The organism is Herbaspirillum sp. SJZ107 (assembly GCF_006715485.1).
Taxonomy (GTDB): Bacteria; Pseudomonadota; Gammaproteobacteria; order Burkholderiales; family Burkholderiaceae_D; genus Telluria.
Map to the genome: position 1 here is coordinate 513,401 of NZ_VFNH01000003.1, position 14,389 is coordinate 527,789.

Consider the following 14,389-nt stretch of genomic DNA (forward strand, 5'->3'; position numbering starts at 1 on the left):
GATAAGCAGAATGGCTGTAGTTTCACTAACACGAGCAGGGTTTTCAGCGTATTTACTGAAACGTTCCGCCGTGCGTGGACGCCACCACTTTGTTAAATCGATGTACTATTCCTACTAGCTCGGCAGTAGGACTGGCCGGGCAGACCCATTGCACCACTACCGGACTTCCCCCATGCAAATCGGCCATCCTGCCGGCGCTGCCCAGACCCGCAGCACCTCCGCGCCCGCCCCCGTCAACGCCAATGCCAACGTTGCCAGCCTGCGCGTCTTCGTATTCGCCCTGTTCTTCATCTTCGGCGGCATCACCAGCCTGAACGACGTCATCATCCCCAAGCTGAAAGACCTGTTCACCCTGAGCTATGCCCAGGCGATGCTGGTGCAATCGGCCTTCTTCGCCGCCTATTTCGTCGTTTCCCTGCCGGCCGCCGCCATCGTGCGCCGCTTCGGCTACATGCGCACCGCCGTCGTCGGCCTGCTGACCATGACCGCCGGCTGCCTGCTGTTCATTCCCGCGGCCTCGTCCGGCTTGTTCGTCACCTTCCTGGCGGCGCTGTTCGTGCTGGCGGCCGGCATCACCATCGTGCAGGTGGTGGCCAATCCGCTGATCTCGATGCTGGGCGCATCCGATACGGCATCCAGCCGCCTGACCTTCGCGCAGGCCTTCAATTCGCTCGGCACCACGGTGTTTCCGTATGTCGGCGCGATGGTGATCCTGGGTTCGCTGGCCAAGGTCGACCAGGCGACGCTGAGCGGCGCCGCCCTGGGCGCCTACCGCGCCGCCGAAAGCCAGGTGGTGGTGCACACCTACCTCGGACTGGCCATCGCGCTGGCAGTGGTCGCGGCGCTGGTCTGGATGAACCGCAACAAGCTGGTCGAGCATGCCAGCCCGGAAGGCAGCATCCTGAAGGCCTTCGGCCTGCTCAGGCAGCCGCGCTTCGCCTTCGGTACCCTGTGCATCTTCCTGTACGTGGGCGCGGAAGTCGCGGTCGGCTCGCTGATCGTGAATTACCTGATGCAGGCCGACGTGCTGGGCCTGGGCGACGAAGCCGCCGGCAAGCACGTGTCGCTGTACTGGGGCGGCGCCATGGTCGGCCGTTTTCTCGGCGCCTATGTCCTGCGCATCTGCTCGCCGGGCAAGGTGCTGGCCTCGGCCGGCGCCATCGCCGCCGGACTGCTGCTGGTGTCCGCCACCAATACCGGCGCGCTGGCCGGCTGGTCACTGCTGGCCATCGGCCTGGTCAACTCCATCATGTTCCCGACCATCTTCACGCTGGCGTCGGAAGGCCTGGGCGAACGCGCAGCCGAAGGCTCGGGCCTGATCTGCATGGCCATCGTCGGCGGCGCCATCGTGCCGCTGCTGACCGGGTATGCAGCCGACATGTCGAGCCTGCGCATGGCGCTGGCCGTGCCCGCCGTGTGCTACCTGCTGATCCTGGTCTTCGGCTGGTACGCGCGCCGTCCGCTGCAGCGCTGCTGACGGCGCGCGGCCTTCATGGCCGTCTTCAACTGCGGCCTTCATGGCCGTCCTCGACTGCGGCCTTCATGGCCGCAGGTCGTTTTCGGCAGGCGCCGGCGCGGCAGGCCGGCTGCGCGTCAGTCCGGCTTCCCTGAGTGCCCGTGCATTGATGCGGTCGCGCTCCGGGTCGCGCACCCATCCCCACTTATTAAAATAGCGCGCCGCCGACACCATGTGGTGCCAGAGCAGCCGCCAGTTGCGGTAGGAGCCGCGCCCGTAATCGTGGACGATGGCCACGTGCGGCACGAACACCGTGCGCGCCACGCGGCCGACCCGGCGCGACAGGTCGACGTCTTCGAAGTACAGGAAGAAGCGCTCGTCGAACAGGCCGACGCGCAGCACGGTCTCGACCCGCATCAGCATGAAGCAGCCGGACAGCGCCGGCACGTCCATCACCTGGCTGTAGCCGCTGCCGTGCAGTTCGTAGCGCGCCAGCCGCCCACTCGATCGGTGCAGCAGCGGAAAGAAGCGGCGCACCGCCAGTTCCAGCGGGTGCGGCAGCAGTTTGCAGAGCGGCTGCAGGCGGCCGTCCGGGTAATGCACGCGCGGCGCCAGCAGGCCGACGTCGGGATGGGCTTCCATGTAGGCGAGCAGCTTGCCGATGCCGTCCAGCGGCAGCTGCACGTCGGGATTCAGCACCAGGTGGTAGCGGCTGCCGGCCGCGGCCGCCGCGTTCAGGGCCCAGTTGTGGGCGCGCGCATAGCCCGGATTGTCCGGCTGGTGGCGGTAGACCGCGCCGGCGCGGCCGGCCAGGGCGCGCAGCGCGTCGGTGCGCGAATTGTCGACCAGGTACACCAGCATGCGCGGCCTGGCCATGGTGACGCTGGCCAGCAGCCGTTCCACCTGGTCGGGTGGGTTGTGGTAGCAGACGATGCAGCAGCTGGCTTCCACGGCCGGCGTCTTCATTTGCGCGGCTCTCGCAAGTGGAAGAAGGCCATGTGCGTGAACCAGGCATCTTCCCAGCCGTGGCAGTTCGGATGGACTTCGGGCAGGATACGCGGCCGGCCGTTGCCGCGCGACTCGGGCCGGCCGATCGAGATGTCGTGGAACCACACCTCGACCTCGCCGAACCAGCGTTTGAAATCGCCGACCACCTCCGGAATGTCCTGGGTGCCGAAGGCGACGTCGCATACGCTGTTGGTGCCGGCCGCATCCCAGCGGTTCTCGAACCAGCGCGCGTGCAGGCGGTCGAGGTGGTGCACGTCGAGCAGGAAGGATTCGTTGGCCGGCGGCGCCGAGGTGCGGCAGTACGGGTAGTACCTGGAGAAGAAGAACTGCAGCGTGGCGCAGCCGTCCGGACGCAGGATGCGCACGATGTCGTCGAGGATGGCGGCGCGGGTATCGTGCACGCAGATGTGCTGCATCGAGATCGCGCAGTAGGCGAAATCGTAGCTCGAGGACGGCGCGCCGCCGCAGTCGGTCCCGGCACTGAGGAAGATTTCCGAACCGGGCGTACGGGAACGCGCCGCGCGTACCATTTTTTCGGAGATGTCGGCGCCGTCGACCTGGCGCAGCAGGCGCGCCATGCGCCGGATCATGCGCCCTTCGCCGCAGCCGATCTCGAAGCCGCGCGCGCGTGACGGATCGGCCAGCACCGGCTTGCGGATGTCGCCGTATCGGTGCAGCAGATGGGTCTCGTACGGGAAATTCTCGTGATAATCGTAATTGCCGACGATTTCCTCGACCGAAGCCGGGGTCGCGTCGTAGAACAGTTTCTGCATGCTCGCATACTGTTTCAGGTAGTCGCTCATTGCCTTTCCTCCACATCAAGCATCGCAAGCATCGGGGCGTACATGAGTTCAGAGCGTCCGGCTGCTGGACGGTTGCAGCGGAATCGCGCCGGATTGCGCAAGATCAGTCGGCGCTGCCGAGGCTCCCGGACAATCTGCGCTTCAGCCACCCTGCCTGCATATCATGTTCCTGACTGAACGCAATCCCGGCGCGGGCGCCGGCAGCCCGGCATTGAGCGACCTCGGCCGCGCTATGCGGCTGCTGCACGTGATCGCCTTCATGGCCGCCGGCGACCTGCGCGCGCGCTACCGCAGGAGCGTGCTGGGCCCGTTCTGGATGACGCTCGGCACTGCCGCCGGCACCCTCGGCCTGGGCCTGGTATGGAGCGAGCTGCTGCACATCGACCGTGCCAGCTTCGTGCCCTCGCTCACCGCCGGGCTGATCATGTGGCAGCTGCTCAGCGGCTGCATCGGCGAAGCCACCACCACCTACTGGCGCCAGAGCGCGATCCTGCGCAACCTCAGCGTCCCGCTGTCGATGCCGCCGATCCAGATGCTGCTCAAGCACCTGATCAATTTCCTGCACAACTTGCCGGTGCTGGTCGCCGTGCTCCTGATCTTCCGGCTGCCAGTCACCTGGGCCACGCTGCTGGCCGTCCCCTGCCTGGCGCTGGTGGCGGTCAACCTGCTCTGGATCAGCCTGCTGCTGTCGATGCTGGGGGCGCGCTTCCGCGACCTCGAATACGTGGTCAATGCGGCCATGCCGCTGCTGATGTTCCTCAGTCCCGTGTTCTACCGGCCCAGCTACCTGCCCTTCAACGGCCATGTCGTCTGGTTCAACCCGCTGAGCCACCTGATCGAGATCGTGCGCTATCCGCTGCTGGGCACGGCGCCGCCCGGCTTCGTGGTGCTGACCACCTGCCTGCTGGCGCTGGCGGGCTGGCTGTTCACGCTGTGGCTGTTCAATGCCAAGCGCGACCGCATCGCCTACTGGCTGTGAGCGGATCGCGCCATGGCCCTGCTCGAATTCCACGATGTCACCGTGCAATACCCGGTGTACGACGTGCGCGCCAAGTCGCTGCGCTCGCGCCTGGTGAGCATTTCCACCGGCGGGCGCATCGAGCGCGAATCGTCGGGGGTGCAGATCGTCACCGCGCTGCGCGACGTCAGCTTCACGCTGCGCGACGGCGACGCGGTCGGCCTGGTCGGCCACAACGGCGCCGGCAAGAGCACCCTGCTGCGCACCATGGCCGGCGTCTACCAGCCGGCCTGGGGCAGCGTGCGGCGCAGCGGCCGCATCGCCACCGTGTTCGAGCTCGGCGCCGGCATGGATGGCGAACTGAGCGGCTACGAAAACATCCAGCGCATGGGCCTGCTGATGGGCATTGACCAAAGCGAGATCCGCGCGCGCATGGACGACATCGAGGCCTTTACCCAGCTCGGGCCCTTCCTCGGCCTGCCGGTGCGCACCTATTCGGCCGGTATGGCCACGCGCCTGATGTTCGCGGTGGCGACATCGACCCGGCCCGACATCCTGCTGGTCGACGAGGTCTTCGGCGCCGGCGACGCCGAATTCCAGGAAAAGGCGGCGCAGCGCATGGAATCCCTGATTTCCACCGTCAGCATCTTCGTGTTCGCCTCGCACGACAGCGCCGCCCTGAAACGCTACTGCAGCCGCTTCCTGCGCCTGGAACATGGCCAGGTCACGGAAATCGATGCGTCCGCGCTTTGATCGAGCACGATAGATGTGGATCAGCAAAGCACCAGTTTGTGCGGGCTATGCTCGGCGCATGAAACGACTGATCATCGACCTCGACGAAACCATCGCGCTGACGGCGCCCGCCGACGTGGCGGCGCCCGGCGCGGCGATGCCCGGCGCGGCATCCCCCGAGCCGGCGCCGGCCCGCTATGCGCATGCGCTGCCCAACCTGGCGCTGATCGCGCGCCTGCGCGAATACCGCGCCAACGGCTTCGACATCGTCATCAGCACCAGCCGCAACATGCGCACCTTCGACGGCAACATCGGCAAGATCAACGCGCACACGCTGCCGGCCATCCTCGACTGGCTGGACCGGCACGACGTCCCCTTCGACGAAATCTACGTCGGCAAACCGTGGTGCGGCCTGGAAGGGTTCTACGTGGACGACAAGTCGATCCGGCCATCGGAATTCCTGCGCTATTCGCTGCCGGCCATCCACGCCCTGCTTGCCGCCGAAAAGGCCGGTGCCTGAATGCTGCTCATTACCTCCGGCGCCTACGTCGAAAGCGAACTCGCGGCCGAGTTCGGGCGCATCCCGCCGGCCTTCCTGCCGGTCGGGAACCGCCGCCTGTACACCTACCAGATCGGCCAGTTCGGCCGCCTGCACGAGCGCGTCTGCCTGACGGTGCCGGACGACTTCCGCCTCGACGAAGCCGACACGCTGTGGCTGCGCGAGCACCGCGTCGACGTGCTGCGCACCACGCCGGGCGCGGCGCTGGGGGCCGCCGTGCGCGAATTCCTCGAGGTCGTCCCCCCGACGGGCGCCGCCGGCCCGCTCGACATCCTGTATGGCGACACCCTGATCACCGATCCGCTGCGCGAAGGCAGCGACTGGCTGGCGGTCGGCCACACCGACGAGTACTACGACTGGTACCAGGAAGCGCCGTCCAGCGGCCAGCCGGGCGGCACCTGGACCGGGCTGTTCTCGTTTGCCGACGCCGGCCTGCTGCGCACCCAGCTCGAGACGACCGACGACTTCATCGCCGCCGTGCGCGCCTACGACCGCGCCGTCGGCGGGCTGGCGCACTGGACGGTGTCGCGCTGGCTCGACTTCGGCCACGTGCACACCTATTTCGATTCCAAGCGCATCATCACCACCCAGCGCCATTTCAACCAGCTGCGGGTGGCGGACGGCGTAGTCACCAAGTCCGGCAGCGACAACGCCAAGATCATGGCCGAGGCGAGCTGGTTCGAGCAGGCGCCGGCGCAAATCAAACCCTACCTGGCGCCCTACATCTGCCGCACCACCGCGGACGACGGCAATGGCGGCGCCTGTGCCTACCAGCTCGAATACCTGCACCTGGCCGCGCTGAACGAGCTGTACGTGTTCGGCCGCCTGCCCGAGCGCGTCTGGCACCGCATCTTCCGCGCCTGCGACGCCTACCTGCGTACGGCCGGCAGCCTGGCGGCATCGCGGCTGGACGCTGTCCGGCTGGATGACGACATGCTGCGCCAGACCTGGGTCGACAAGACCGTACAACGCCTGCAGGCCTATGCCGGGCAGGCCGGCGTCGACCTGGACGCGCCCTGGACCCTCAACGGACGCCCGGCACCGTCGCTGCGCGCGATCGCCGCGCATGCCGCCACGGCCCTGCTGGCGACACCGCCGGTGCCGGCCTTCCTGCATGGGGACTTTTGCTTCAGCAATATCCTGTTCGACTTCCGCGCCGGCCGCGTCAAGATGGTCGACCCGCGCGGTACCGATGCCCTCGGCCGTCCGGCCCGCTTCGGCGACCTGCGCTACGACCTCGGCAAGCTGGCGCATTCGGTACTGGGGCTGTACGACTTCATCGTCGCCGGCTTCTATCTGCTGCGGGCGGAGGGCCAGGCCCTGCAGTTCCGCGTGCTGTCCGAACGCTGCCTGGCGGTGCAGCGCCTGTTCGCCGCGACGTCCTTTGCCGGGCAGCGGCCCGCGCAGTGGCAGTGCCATCCGGCGATGGTGCTGCTGTTCCTGTCGATGCTTCCCCTGCATGCGGACGACCCGCGGCGCCAGCAGGCGCTGATGGCGAACGGCATCAGGCTCTACCTGGAATGGAAATCCGATGATCGTCATCCCGATGGCGGGCCAGAGCCGGCGCTTCCGTGAAGCCGGCTACGACCGTCCCAAGTACGAACTGCCGCTGCAGGGCGAGTCGCTGTTCGCCTGCTGCATGCGCTCGTTCGAACGTTATTTCGATAGCGAGCGCTTCCTGTTCGTGGCGCGCGCCGGCTGCAGCGCCGAAGCGTTCATCGGCGCCGAGTGCGAACGCCTGGGCATCGCCGACCGCTGCGTCGTCACGCTGGCCGCGCCCACGCGCGGCCAGGCCGAAACCGTACTGCTCGGGCTGCGCGAAGCGGGCTGTCCCGCCAGCGACGCGATCCTGATCTTCAACATCGACACCATCCGCCCCGGCTACCGCTTTCCCGCGGAGGCGGCGCACAGCGACGGCTATCTCGACGTCGTGCACGCGCCCGGCGAGCACTGGTCCTTCGTGCGTCCGGCCGCTTCGTTCACCCGGCGCGTCGCCGAAACCGCCGAAAAACGCCGCATCTCCGGCCTGTGCTGTACCGGCCTGTATTATTTTGCGCGCGCCGCCGATTTCGCCGCCGCCTGCGAAGTGGCGCTGCACGACCCGGCCGCCTACCTGGAACGCTGGGGCGAACTGTACGTGGCGCCGCTGTACAACACGCTGATCGAAGCGGGGCGCCACATCGTGTACGACGAAGCGCCGGCCAGCCGCGTGCATTTCGCCGGCACCCCGGCCGAATACGGGGCACTGGTGGCCTCGCACCGGAGCCTGCCTTGATCTGCGTCTCGCTGCCCGTGCACACGCGTCCCGCCGTGATCGCCGGGCAGCTGGCCAACTTCGCCGCCTTCCTGCCGGCGGCGCAGGTGGTGCTGCACGTCTCCGCCGACGCCCGCTTCACGCCGGCCCAGCTGGAAGCCGCGCTGGCCGCCGGCGGCTGCGCCAACGCCGTCGTCAATCCGCAGCGCCTGGCCACCGGCTGGGGCAATATCCTTCTGGCGCACCTCGCCAACATCGCCTGGATCCGGCGCCAGCTGCCGGCCTGCACGCGCATCTGCCTGCACTCCTCGAACGACATGCTGGTGCGGCACGGCCTGGGCAGCCATCTCGACAAGGCTGGCAGCTTCCTGCACCGGCGCCCGATCCGGCCGGGCAGCCGCTGGCGCTTTGCCGGGGCGGCACTAGGCGACCAGCCGCTGCTGGCGCTGCGCAGGCGCCTGGGCGATGCGCCCGCGCTCGGGTCCCAGGTCGAAGGATCGAGCTACGACGCCACCCTGCTCTACGAGATCGCCGACATCGTCAAGCACGCCGCCCGGCAGCCGGCGCCGGTGCCGTATCCGCGCGAGGAAGTGTGGCTGTCGACGGTCGCCCATGCCTGCGGTGCGGCGGTTGCCGGCACGCCCTACGTGTTTTCGGAAGTGCACCGCTTCGACCGCGTGTTCTGGCGCGTGCTGGCCGTGGTCGACCCCTTCATCGGGCGCCGCGGCGATGCACGCTGGCTGCCGCGGCGCGCGCTGGAATTCCTGATGATCCGTTCCGGCTTCCACCGCATCGACCAGGGCTGGGTCGAGCGCATTGCCCACGACCGTGCCGAAGCGCTGGCGCCCTACGAGTGGCTGTCCGACGGCCACGGCAAATGGCGCGTGTTCGACCGCCACGGGCTGTACGGCGTCAAGCGCGTGCCGCGGCGGGCCGATGCGCCGCTGCGCCGCTATATAGATCAGCTGGGCAGTCAACCCGATCGATCGAGCACGCAACCCCAGGATAGGCGCGCCCATGAAGACCACTGACATCACGCTGGTGTTCCAAGGCGCCGTCAAACCCTATGTCACGCGCGAGCACGACGACTTCGCGCGCAATATCCGGCTCACGCGCAAGGTGCTGCCGGGAGCGCGCATCGTCCTGTCCACCTGGGCCGGCACCGAACTGCCGCCGGGGCTGCAGGTGGATGCGGTGGTGGAGAGCGCGGACCCGGGCGGCCTGGCGCCGCTGAAACTCGGCGACAGCAAGGCCAACAACATCAACCGCCAGCTGCTGAGCACGCGCGCCGGGCTGGCCGCGGTCGAGACCCCGTATGCGGCCAAGCTGCGCACCGACTGCCGCCTCGAGCATGGCGGCTTCATCGACTATTACCGCGAGCAGCTTGCCCTCGACGACGGCCGCGACCGCCTGCTGGCCTCGTCCTTCTTCACGCTCGATCCGAGCATGTTCGAACGGCTGCCCTTCCACCTGAGCGACTGGTTCCAGTTCGGCCCGACGCCGCTGCTGCGCGACTACTGGGCGGCACCGCCGATGTCGGCCAAGGATGCGCGCCTGTACGAAAGCCAGGACCACGCCGCCGGCTCCACCGTGTTCGAGCGCCAGTTCCGTGCGCGCTTTGCAGTCGAACAGCACCTGTGCCTGCATTTCGCGCATGGGCGCGGCTATACCGTACCAAGCTTCCTGAACGACGTGTCCGATACCGTGCTGATGGATTACCGGCGCTTCCTGGCGCAGGACGCGATGCTGCTCGACCCGTGGCAGATCGGCTTGCGCTTCGATAAATACGGCTGGGTCGGCAACTCGCCGTTCCAGCGCCTCAACAACCTGATGCACCTGGACTGGCTGGCGCTGGCCAATCCGACGCTGGCCGGGGTGGCCGATCCGGCCCCGCTGCATGCGCTGATCGAGGCGCGCCGGCGCCAGAAAGCGCTGGCACGCGGCGCCTTCGCGCATAGCCGCGCGCTGCACGGGCTGCTGTTCGACCCGAACCGGCCACACCACCCGGTGCGCCGGCTGGCGGCCCGGATGGTACGGCACCTGGCGCGCGGCTGAGCGCCATTCGAACGGACACAGCATGCGCGTCGCCGCCGTCCTCGTCACCCACAACCGTCCGCAGCTGCTGCTGCAGGCGCTGGCCGCGCTGCGTGCCCAGACCCGGCCGCTGGATGCCATCTATGTCGTCGACAATGCCAGCGACCCGCCCTGCATGCCGGCCACGATCGGCGCGGCCGGGAATGGTGCGGACAGTAATGGCGCAGCCGGCAGTGGGGCCGCCGGCACACCAGGTGCAACCGGCACAAGCGGCGCAGCCGGGGCGGCACGCCGGCATCCGGTGACACTGCTGCGTTCCGACACCAACCTCGGCGGCGCCGGCGGCTTTGCGCTCGGCATGACGCACGCCTTCGCGGACGGCCACGACTGGATCTGGCTGCTGGACGACGATGCGATGGCGCGCCCGGATGCGCTGGCGCAATTGCTCGACGTGGTGGCCGGCACAGATGCCCGCATCGGCGCCCTGTGCGGCACGGTGCGCGAATTCGGCGACATCGCCCTGCGCCACCGGCGCCGCTACCACCTGCCGAGCGCCATCGAACTGCCGCTGCCGCGTGCCGCCTACGACGGGCCGCCCTGCCGCGTCGATACCGCGTCCTTTGTCGGCTTCCTGGTCGCGGCGGCTTCCATCGCCGAGGTCGGCATGCCCGAGCGCGGCTTTTTCCTCGGCTACGACGACACCGAATATGCGCTGCGCCTGGGACGCGCCGGACGATCCGTGTGGCTGGTGCCCGCCAGCGTGGTCGAACATTTGCGGGCACGCCGCGCCCGCCTGCGCGCGGGACCGTTCGGCCCCAAGCACTATTTCACCATCCGCAACCGCATCGCCGTGGCGCGCGCCTATGCCACGCTGCCCGTGGTGCCGACCGTGGTCACGCTGCTGTTCGGCCTGGCGCTGTGGGGCGCCAGCGGCGGCCGCCTGCGCCGCGGTGCCGTCGCTATCCTGCTGCGCGCGATCGGCGACGGCCTCCATGGGCGGCTGGGACCGTTCCCGGAAACGCTGGCCCGGCTGCCAACGCGTCCTGCCGGTCCACACCGGGGCACAGCCGATCCGCCGCGCGCTGCGACCGGTCCAGCGCAAGCCATGACCGGTCCGTCTCAGGACCCGGCCGACATCGGTCCCGGCCGCGCTTGACCGGCCTGCATCATGCCGGGAGCCGTGTCAGCCGCTAGCTTGTCTGCCGTGCCGGCAGTTGCGTCGTCGATGGCGCCGTCGGTCGCACCGCCGGTCAGCCTGCTGTCCGCACTGGCCCCGGCTTCCTCGTCCACCAGGCACCAGCCCATCAGCAGGAACACCATCAAAGCATAGAACAGGCTGCCCTTCATCGACCAGAATATGACTTCGCTCAGGCCGAAGGCGGCATAGGCCAGCACCACCAGCATGCCGGCCAGCGCCGCCGACTGGCGCTGGGTCGGTCGCGCGCGCGGTTCCGCCTCCGGCGCACGTGCCAGCCGGGCCCGGAAGAACAGGAAAGGCAGCAGCAGGATCCCGGCCCAGGCGCACAAGCCGGGAATGCCGCGCGTGACCAGGGCCTGCAGGGCATCGTTGTGCATGTGCGGCGGTTCCGGCGGGGCGAACACGGCCGGACTGAGCTCGCCTGCGGCGACCCATGCGTGCATGCGGCGTTTATAGGCCGGCGTGTCGAGGCCGCGCCACGGGTGTTCCGCGGCGAGGCGCAGGCCCGCCTTCCATAGATCGAGGCGTACGCCGATCGAAGTGGCGACCGGGCTGCCGGCCAGGTAGCGCTGGACGTCCTCGACGCCGACCGCGACGCGCGCATGCACCCCGGTCTGCGGCACGGCATAGGCAGCGAGCGCCAGCGCGCAGGCCAGCACGGGCACGCCGAGTACCAGGCGGCGCGGCAGCAATGCCTGCCGCCTGGCCGCCGCCAGCAGCATGAAGGCGGCCGGCAGCGCCAGCCAGCCGCCGCGGCTGCCGGTCAGCAGCGAGGCTGCCAGCCCGGACACCACGCCCAGCGCCGCGATCGCGCGCAGCGCAGCGTGGCGTACTGCGGCCGCGCCGACCAGCGCCAGCAGGGACAGACACAGCGCCAGATCGCCGAAGGTGATCGGATTGAGCAACCCGCCCGGCCGTTCCATGCCCAGCGCCAGGCGCTGCCAGCCGACGAAACCGGCCCCCAGCAGCGCGCCGCCGGCCACGCCCAGCCACAGTGCACGCAAGGATGGCCGGCCGGCCTGCACCACCAGCATGGCGGCGCCGGCGCTGCACATGCGCAGCGGTCCGTCGACCGCATTGGCGCCGTGCGTGCGTCCCAGCGCCAGCGCCAGCACGCAAGCCAGGTGCAGCAGGAAGGCCAGCAGCACCCAGCGCGTCTGCGGCCAGTACGCGCGCAAGGCAGCCAGGCAGCCGCGCCACCACAGGCAGGCAGTGAACAGGAACAGGAAACCGGCCAGGCCGATGCCGAAACCGGTGACCAGGCTCAGCAAGGGAAACGTCAGCACCAGGAGCGCAGCCCAGGCCTGGCGGACATCGCGCCGCTGAACGGGCCAATCAAAAAACCAATGAGGCCGATGAAGCCGATGAAGGAGGCGATGCATGGGCGAAGACCATGAAGGCAATCGCCCCAGTCTAGCGCGCACCCTCGGGTGCGCGCGTGGACATGCATCAGGGGTGAGGCGCTTTACAGCACGCGCATCACAGCACGCTGTCGGTGCGCATCACCGGGTACAGGTTCAGGCGCTCGTCCCAGGACGGGTGGCGGCGCGCGAAGAATTCGAGGCGCGCGTGCGGGTTCTTGGCAAACGCGGCGTCGGTCTCGACCTTCTTGCGAAATTCCGCGGCCAGTGCCGGATCCTTTGCCATCTGCGCGCGCGCGACGTCTTCGGCCACGTACTCTTCCATGTATTCCTTGCGCTCGAAGGCGTTGTTGAACTCGCCCCAGGCCAGCAGCGAATCCGGCCCCTGCGGCTCGAACAGCGCCATCACCAATCTCGCCTTGGGCTGGGCGATCGGCACGAACAGCGCACCCTTGGCCAGCGTGCGCGGCTCGCGTTTCCAGCTGCCTTCGACCTTCAGGCGCTGGTGCGATTCGAACGACGTCGGCGCAAAGCTGGCCTTGTCGGCGCGGAAGGTGTCGACGGCGGCGCCGTCCACCGCCTTGTCCAGGGTACGGTAGCCGATGCCGTGCTGGACCAGCTTGGCCGCGACGATCTGCGCCCAGGCCGCCGGCACCACGTAGCCGGCACCCGGCGCTTTTACCTGCAGGTCTTCGACCACCTCGTCGCGCAACGGCACGTGCCAGACCTGCGGCTTGCTTTCGTCGTAGCGGGTCATCAGCATGCCGGACACGTCGGACATGGTGCGCGTATAGGCATAGCCCTGGAAGTCGACCATCGTGGTCTTGTCGGTGGTTTTATAGGTCAGCGCCACCGGCTGGCCGGCGATCTTCGTCGCGCGCGCGTCCGCATCGAGCGCGGCCTGCTGCCAGGCCTGGCCATGACGCGCCACCTGCTGCAACACCGACACGAACGAGTTATGGGTGATGCGCACCCGGGTCGGGTAATCCTTCCACGAGTGGGTCTCGACCAGCATCGCCATCCGGTTGCGCAGCTGGAAATAGCCGGTCGAAAAGCGCGGGTCGGACACGCTGTCGACGAAGCCCGAGGCCGGGTCGTCGGTTTCCTTGAACGACATGTAATACGACTGTGGCGACGAGCCCTGCTTGCTGATGTCCTCGATCACGCCGGCGCGCAGCGCCAGGCCGGCCTGGCGGAAGGCCGGGTCGCCCGAATACACCGGCTCGACCTGGATCGAGACGTCGTGCTGGAACATGGCGCCGTCGGTCACGTGCAGGTCGACATAAGTCAGCGGATCCCAGGCATTGACCATGGCCAGCATGGCTTGCATCTCGGGCGCATCGGCCTTGACGTAGTCGCGGTTCAAATTGAAATTCTGGGCGGTGGTGCGCCAGCCCATCTCGACCGGGCCGCGCTGGTTGGGACGGTTCCATTTGGCGAAGCGCTCGTGGCCGTCGACGTTGAACACCGGCACGAACAGCAGCACCTGCTTGTCGAGCACACCCGGGGCGATCTTGTTGTCCAGCATTTCGCGCAGCGCCAGGAAGCCGGCGTCCTTGCCGTCGATCTCGCCGGCGTGGATGCCGCCCTGGATCAGCGTCACCGGCAGCTTGTGGCGGCGCGCGGCCTCGGGCGTGAACACGCCCCTGGCGTTGACCGCCAGCGCCAGCATCGGCCGGCCTTCCGGGGTGGTGCCGAACTGGAAGCATTTGACCTGCTTCGGATAGGCTTGCTGGAAGGCGCTGCACAGCTTGACCACTTCGTCGTAACGGCCGGTGGCGGTGAAGCCGGAACGTTCGGAAACGGTGACGAGGTCGGGGGCGGCGTGCAGTACGGGGGTGGCGGCAAGCAGGGCGAGCAGGAATGCGGAACGCAACATCAGGAGGACTCCGGCGGGTTGGGGATGAGCCGGAAATTATAAACTGGCAATAGATGCAAACAGGCAGTGTCGGGAAGAACAGTTAGTCCATGAACGTCGCCCCCGCGAAGAAGGGAGCCCAAGTTCTGCATGCGCCGTCGAAACGCG

At 68.3% G+C, this 14,389-nt stretch carries 13 protein-coding genes; 9 read left to right on the plus strand and 4 right to left on the minus strand.

Annotated features, from left to right (window positions below):
- Nucleotides 1-172: 172 nt before the first annotated feature.
- Nucleotides 173-1,477, plus strand: coding sequence for a sugar MFS transporter (locus FBX97_RS20390; RefSeq protein ID WP_141835887.1), 1,305 nt, complete (start codon nucleotides 173-175; stop codon nucleotides 1,475-1,477).
- Between the two features lie 63 nt (nucleotides 1,478-1,540).
- Here the strand turns inward: FBX97_RS20390 and FBX97_RS20395 are convergent, their stop codons facing one another.
- Nucleotides 1,541-2,422 (minus strand): glycosyltransferase, encoded by an 882-nt coding sequence (locus tag FBX97_RS20395; RefSeq protein ID WP_141835889.1) that lies wholly within the window; start codon nucleotides 2,420-2,422, stop codon nucleotides 1,541-1,543.
- Entirely contained in the window at nucleotides 2,419-3,267 is an 849-nt protein-coding gene (locus FBX97_RS20400; RefSeq protein ID WP_141835892.1) for a class I SAM-dependent methyltransferase, read from the minus strand. Before FBX97_RS20400 ends, FBX97_RS20395 begins: the two co-directional genes overlap by 4 nt.
- A gap of 163 nt (nucleotides 3,268-3,430) precedes the next feature.
- Here FBX97_RS20400 and FBX97_RS20405 point away from each other — a divergent pair, with 163 nt between their 5' ends.
- The 8 genes from FBX97_RS20405 to FBX97_RS20440 are packed head-to-tail and all read left to right on the plus strand — an operon-like array spanning nucleotide 3,431 to nucleotide 10,960.
- The gene (locus FBX97_RS20405; RefSeq protein ID WP_141835895.1) at nucleotides 3,431-4,246 is read left to right on the plus strand and encodes an ABC transporter permease; all 816 of its coding nucleotides are present in this window, start codon (nucleotides 3,431-3,433) and stop codon (nucleotides 4,244-4,246) included.
- Between the two features lie 12 nt (nucleotides 4,247-4,258).
- The gene (locus FBX97_RS20410; protein WP_141835898.1) at nucleotides 4,259-4,978 is read left to right on the plus strand and encodes an ABC transporter ATP-binding protein; all 720 of its coding nucleotides are present in this window, start codon (nucleotides 4,259-4,261) and stop codon (nucleotides 4,976-4,978) included.
- Nucleotides 4,979-5,036: 58 nt separating this feature from the next.
- Complete coding sequence (locus FBX97_RS20415) at nucleotides 5,037-5,477, plus strand: capsular biosynthesis protein (RefSeq protein WP_141835901.1); 441 nt, start codon at nucleotides 5,037-5,039, stop codon at nucleotides 5,475-5,477.
- Nucleotides 5,478-7,091 (plus strand): phosphotransferase, encoded by a 1,614-nt coding sequence (locus tag FBX97_RS20420; RefSeq protein ID WP_141835904.1) that lies wholly within the window; start codon nucleotides 5,478-5,480, stop codon nucleotides 7,089-7,091.
- On the plus strand, nucleotides 7,048-7,791 hold the full coding sequence (locus FBX97_RS20425) for an NTP transferase domain-containing protein (RefSeq protein WP_141835907.1): 744 nt from the start codon (nucleotides 7,048-7,050) through the stop codon (nucleotides 7,789-7,791). The genes FBX97_RS20420 and FBX97_RS20425 overlap by 44 nt, the downstream gene beginning before the upstream one ends.
- Entirely contained in the window at nucleotides 7,788-8,801 is a 1,014-nt protein-coding gene (locus FBX97_RS20430) for a hypothetical protein (RefSeq protein WP_141835910.1), read from the plus strand. The genes FBX97_RS20425 and FBX97_RS20430 overlap by 4 nt, the downstream gene beginning before the upstream one ends.
- The gene (locus tag FBX97_RS20435; RefSeq protein ID WP_141835913.1) at nucleotides 8,788-9,825 is read left to right on the plus strand and encodes a WavE lipopolysaccharide synthesis family protein; all 1,038 of its coding nucleotides are present in this window, start codon (nucleotides 8,788-8,790) and stop codon (nucleotides 9,823-9,825) included. The genes FBX97_RS20430 and FBX97_RS20435 overlap by 14 nt, the downstream gene beginning before the upstream one ends.
- Nucleotides 9,826-9,847: 22 nt before the next feature.
- The gene (locus FBX97_RS20440; RefSeq protein WP_141835916.1) at nucleotides 9,848-10,960 is read left to right on the plus strand and encodes a glycosyltransferase; all 1,113 of its coding nucleotides are present in this window, start codon (nucleotides 9,848-9,850) and stop codon (nucleotides 10,958-10,960) included.
- Here FBX97_RS20440 and FBX97_RS20445 read toward each other — a convergent pair.
- Complete coding sequence (locus FBX97_RS20445) at nucleotides 10,924-12,288, minus strand: O-antigen ligase (protein ID WP_185748671.1); 1,365 nt, start codon at nucleotides 12,286-12,288, stop codon at nucleotides 10,924-10,926. The two genes, FBX97_RS20440 and FBX97_RS20445, sit on opposite strands and share 37 nt — an antisense overlap.
- Nucleotides 12,289-12,481: 193 nt before the next feature.
- Complete coding sequence (locus FBX97_RS20450; protein ID WP_141835922.1) at nucleotides 12,482-14,242, minus strand: M14 family metallopeptidase; 1,761 nt, start codon at nucleotides 14,240-14,242, stop codon at nucleotides 12,482-12,484.
- Nucleotides 14,243-14,389 lie beyond the last annotated feature (147 nt).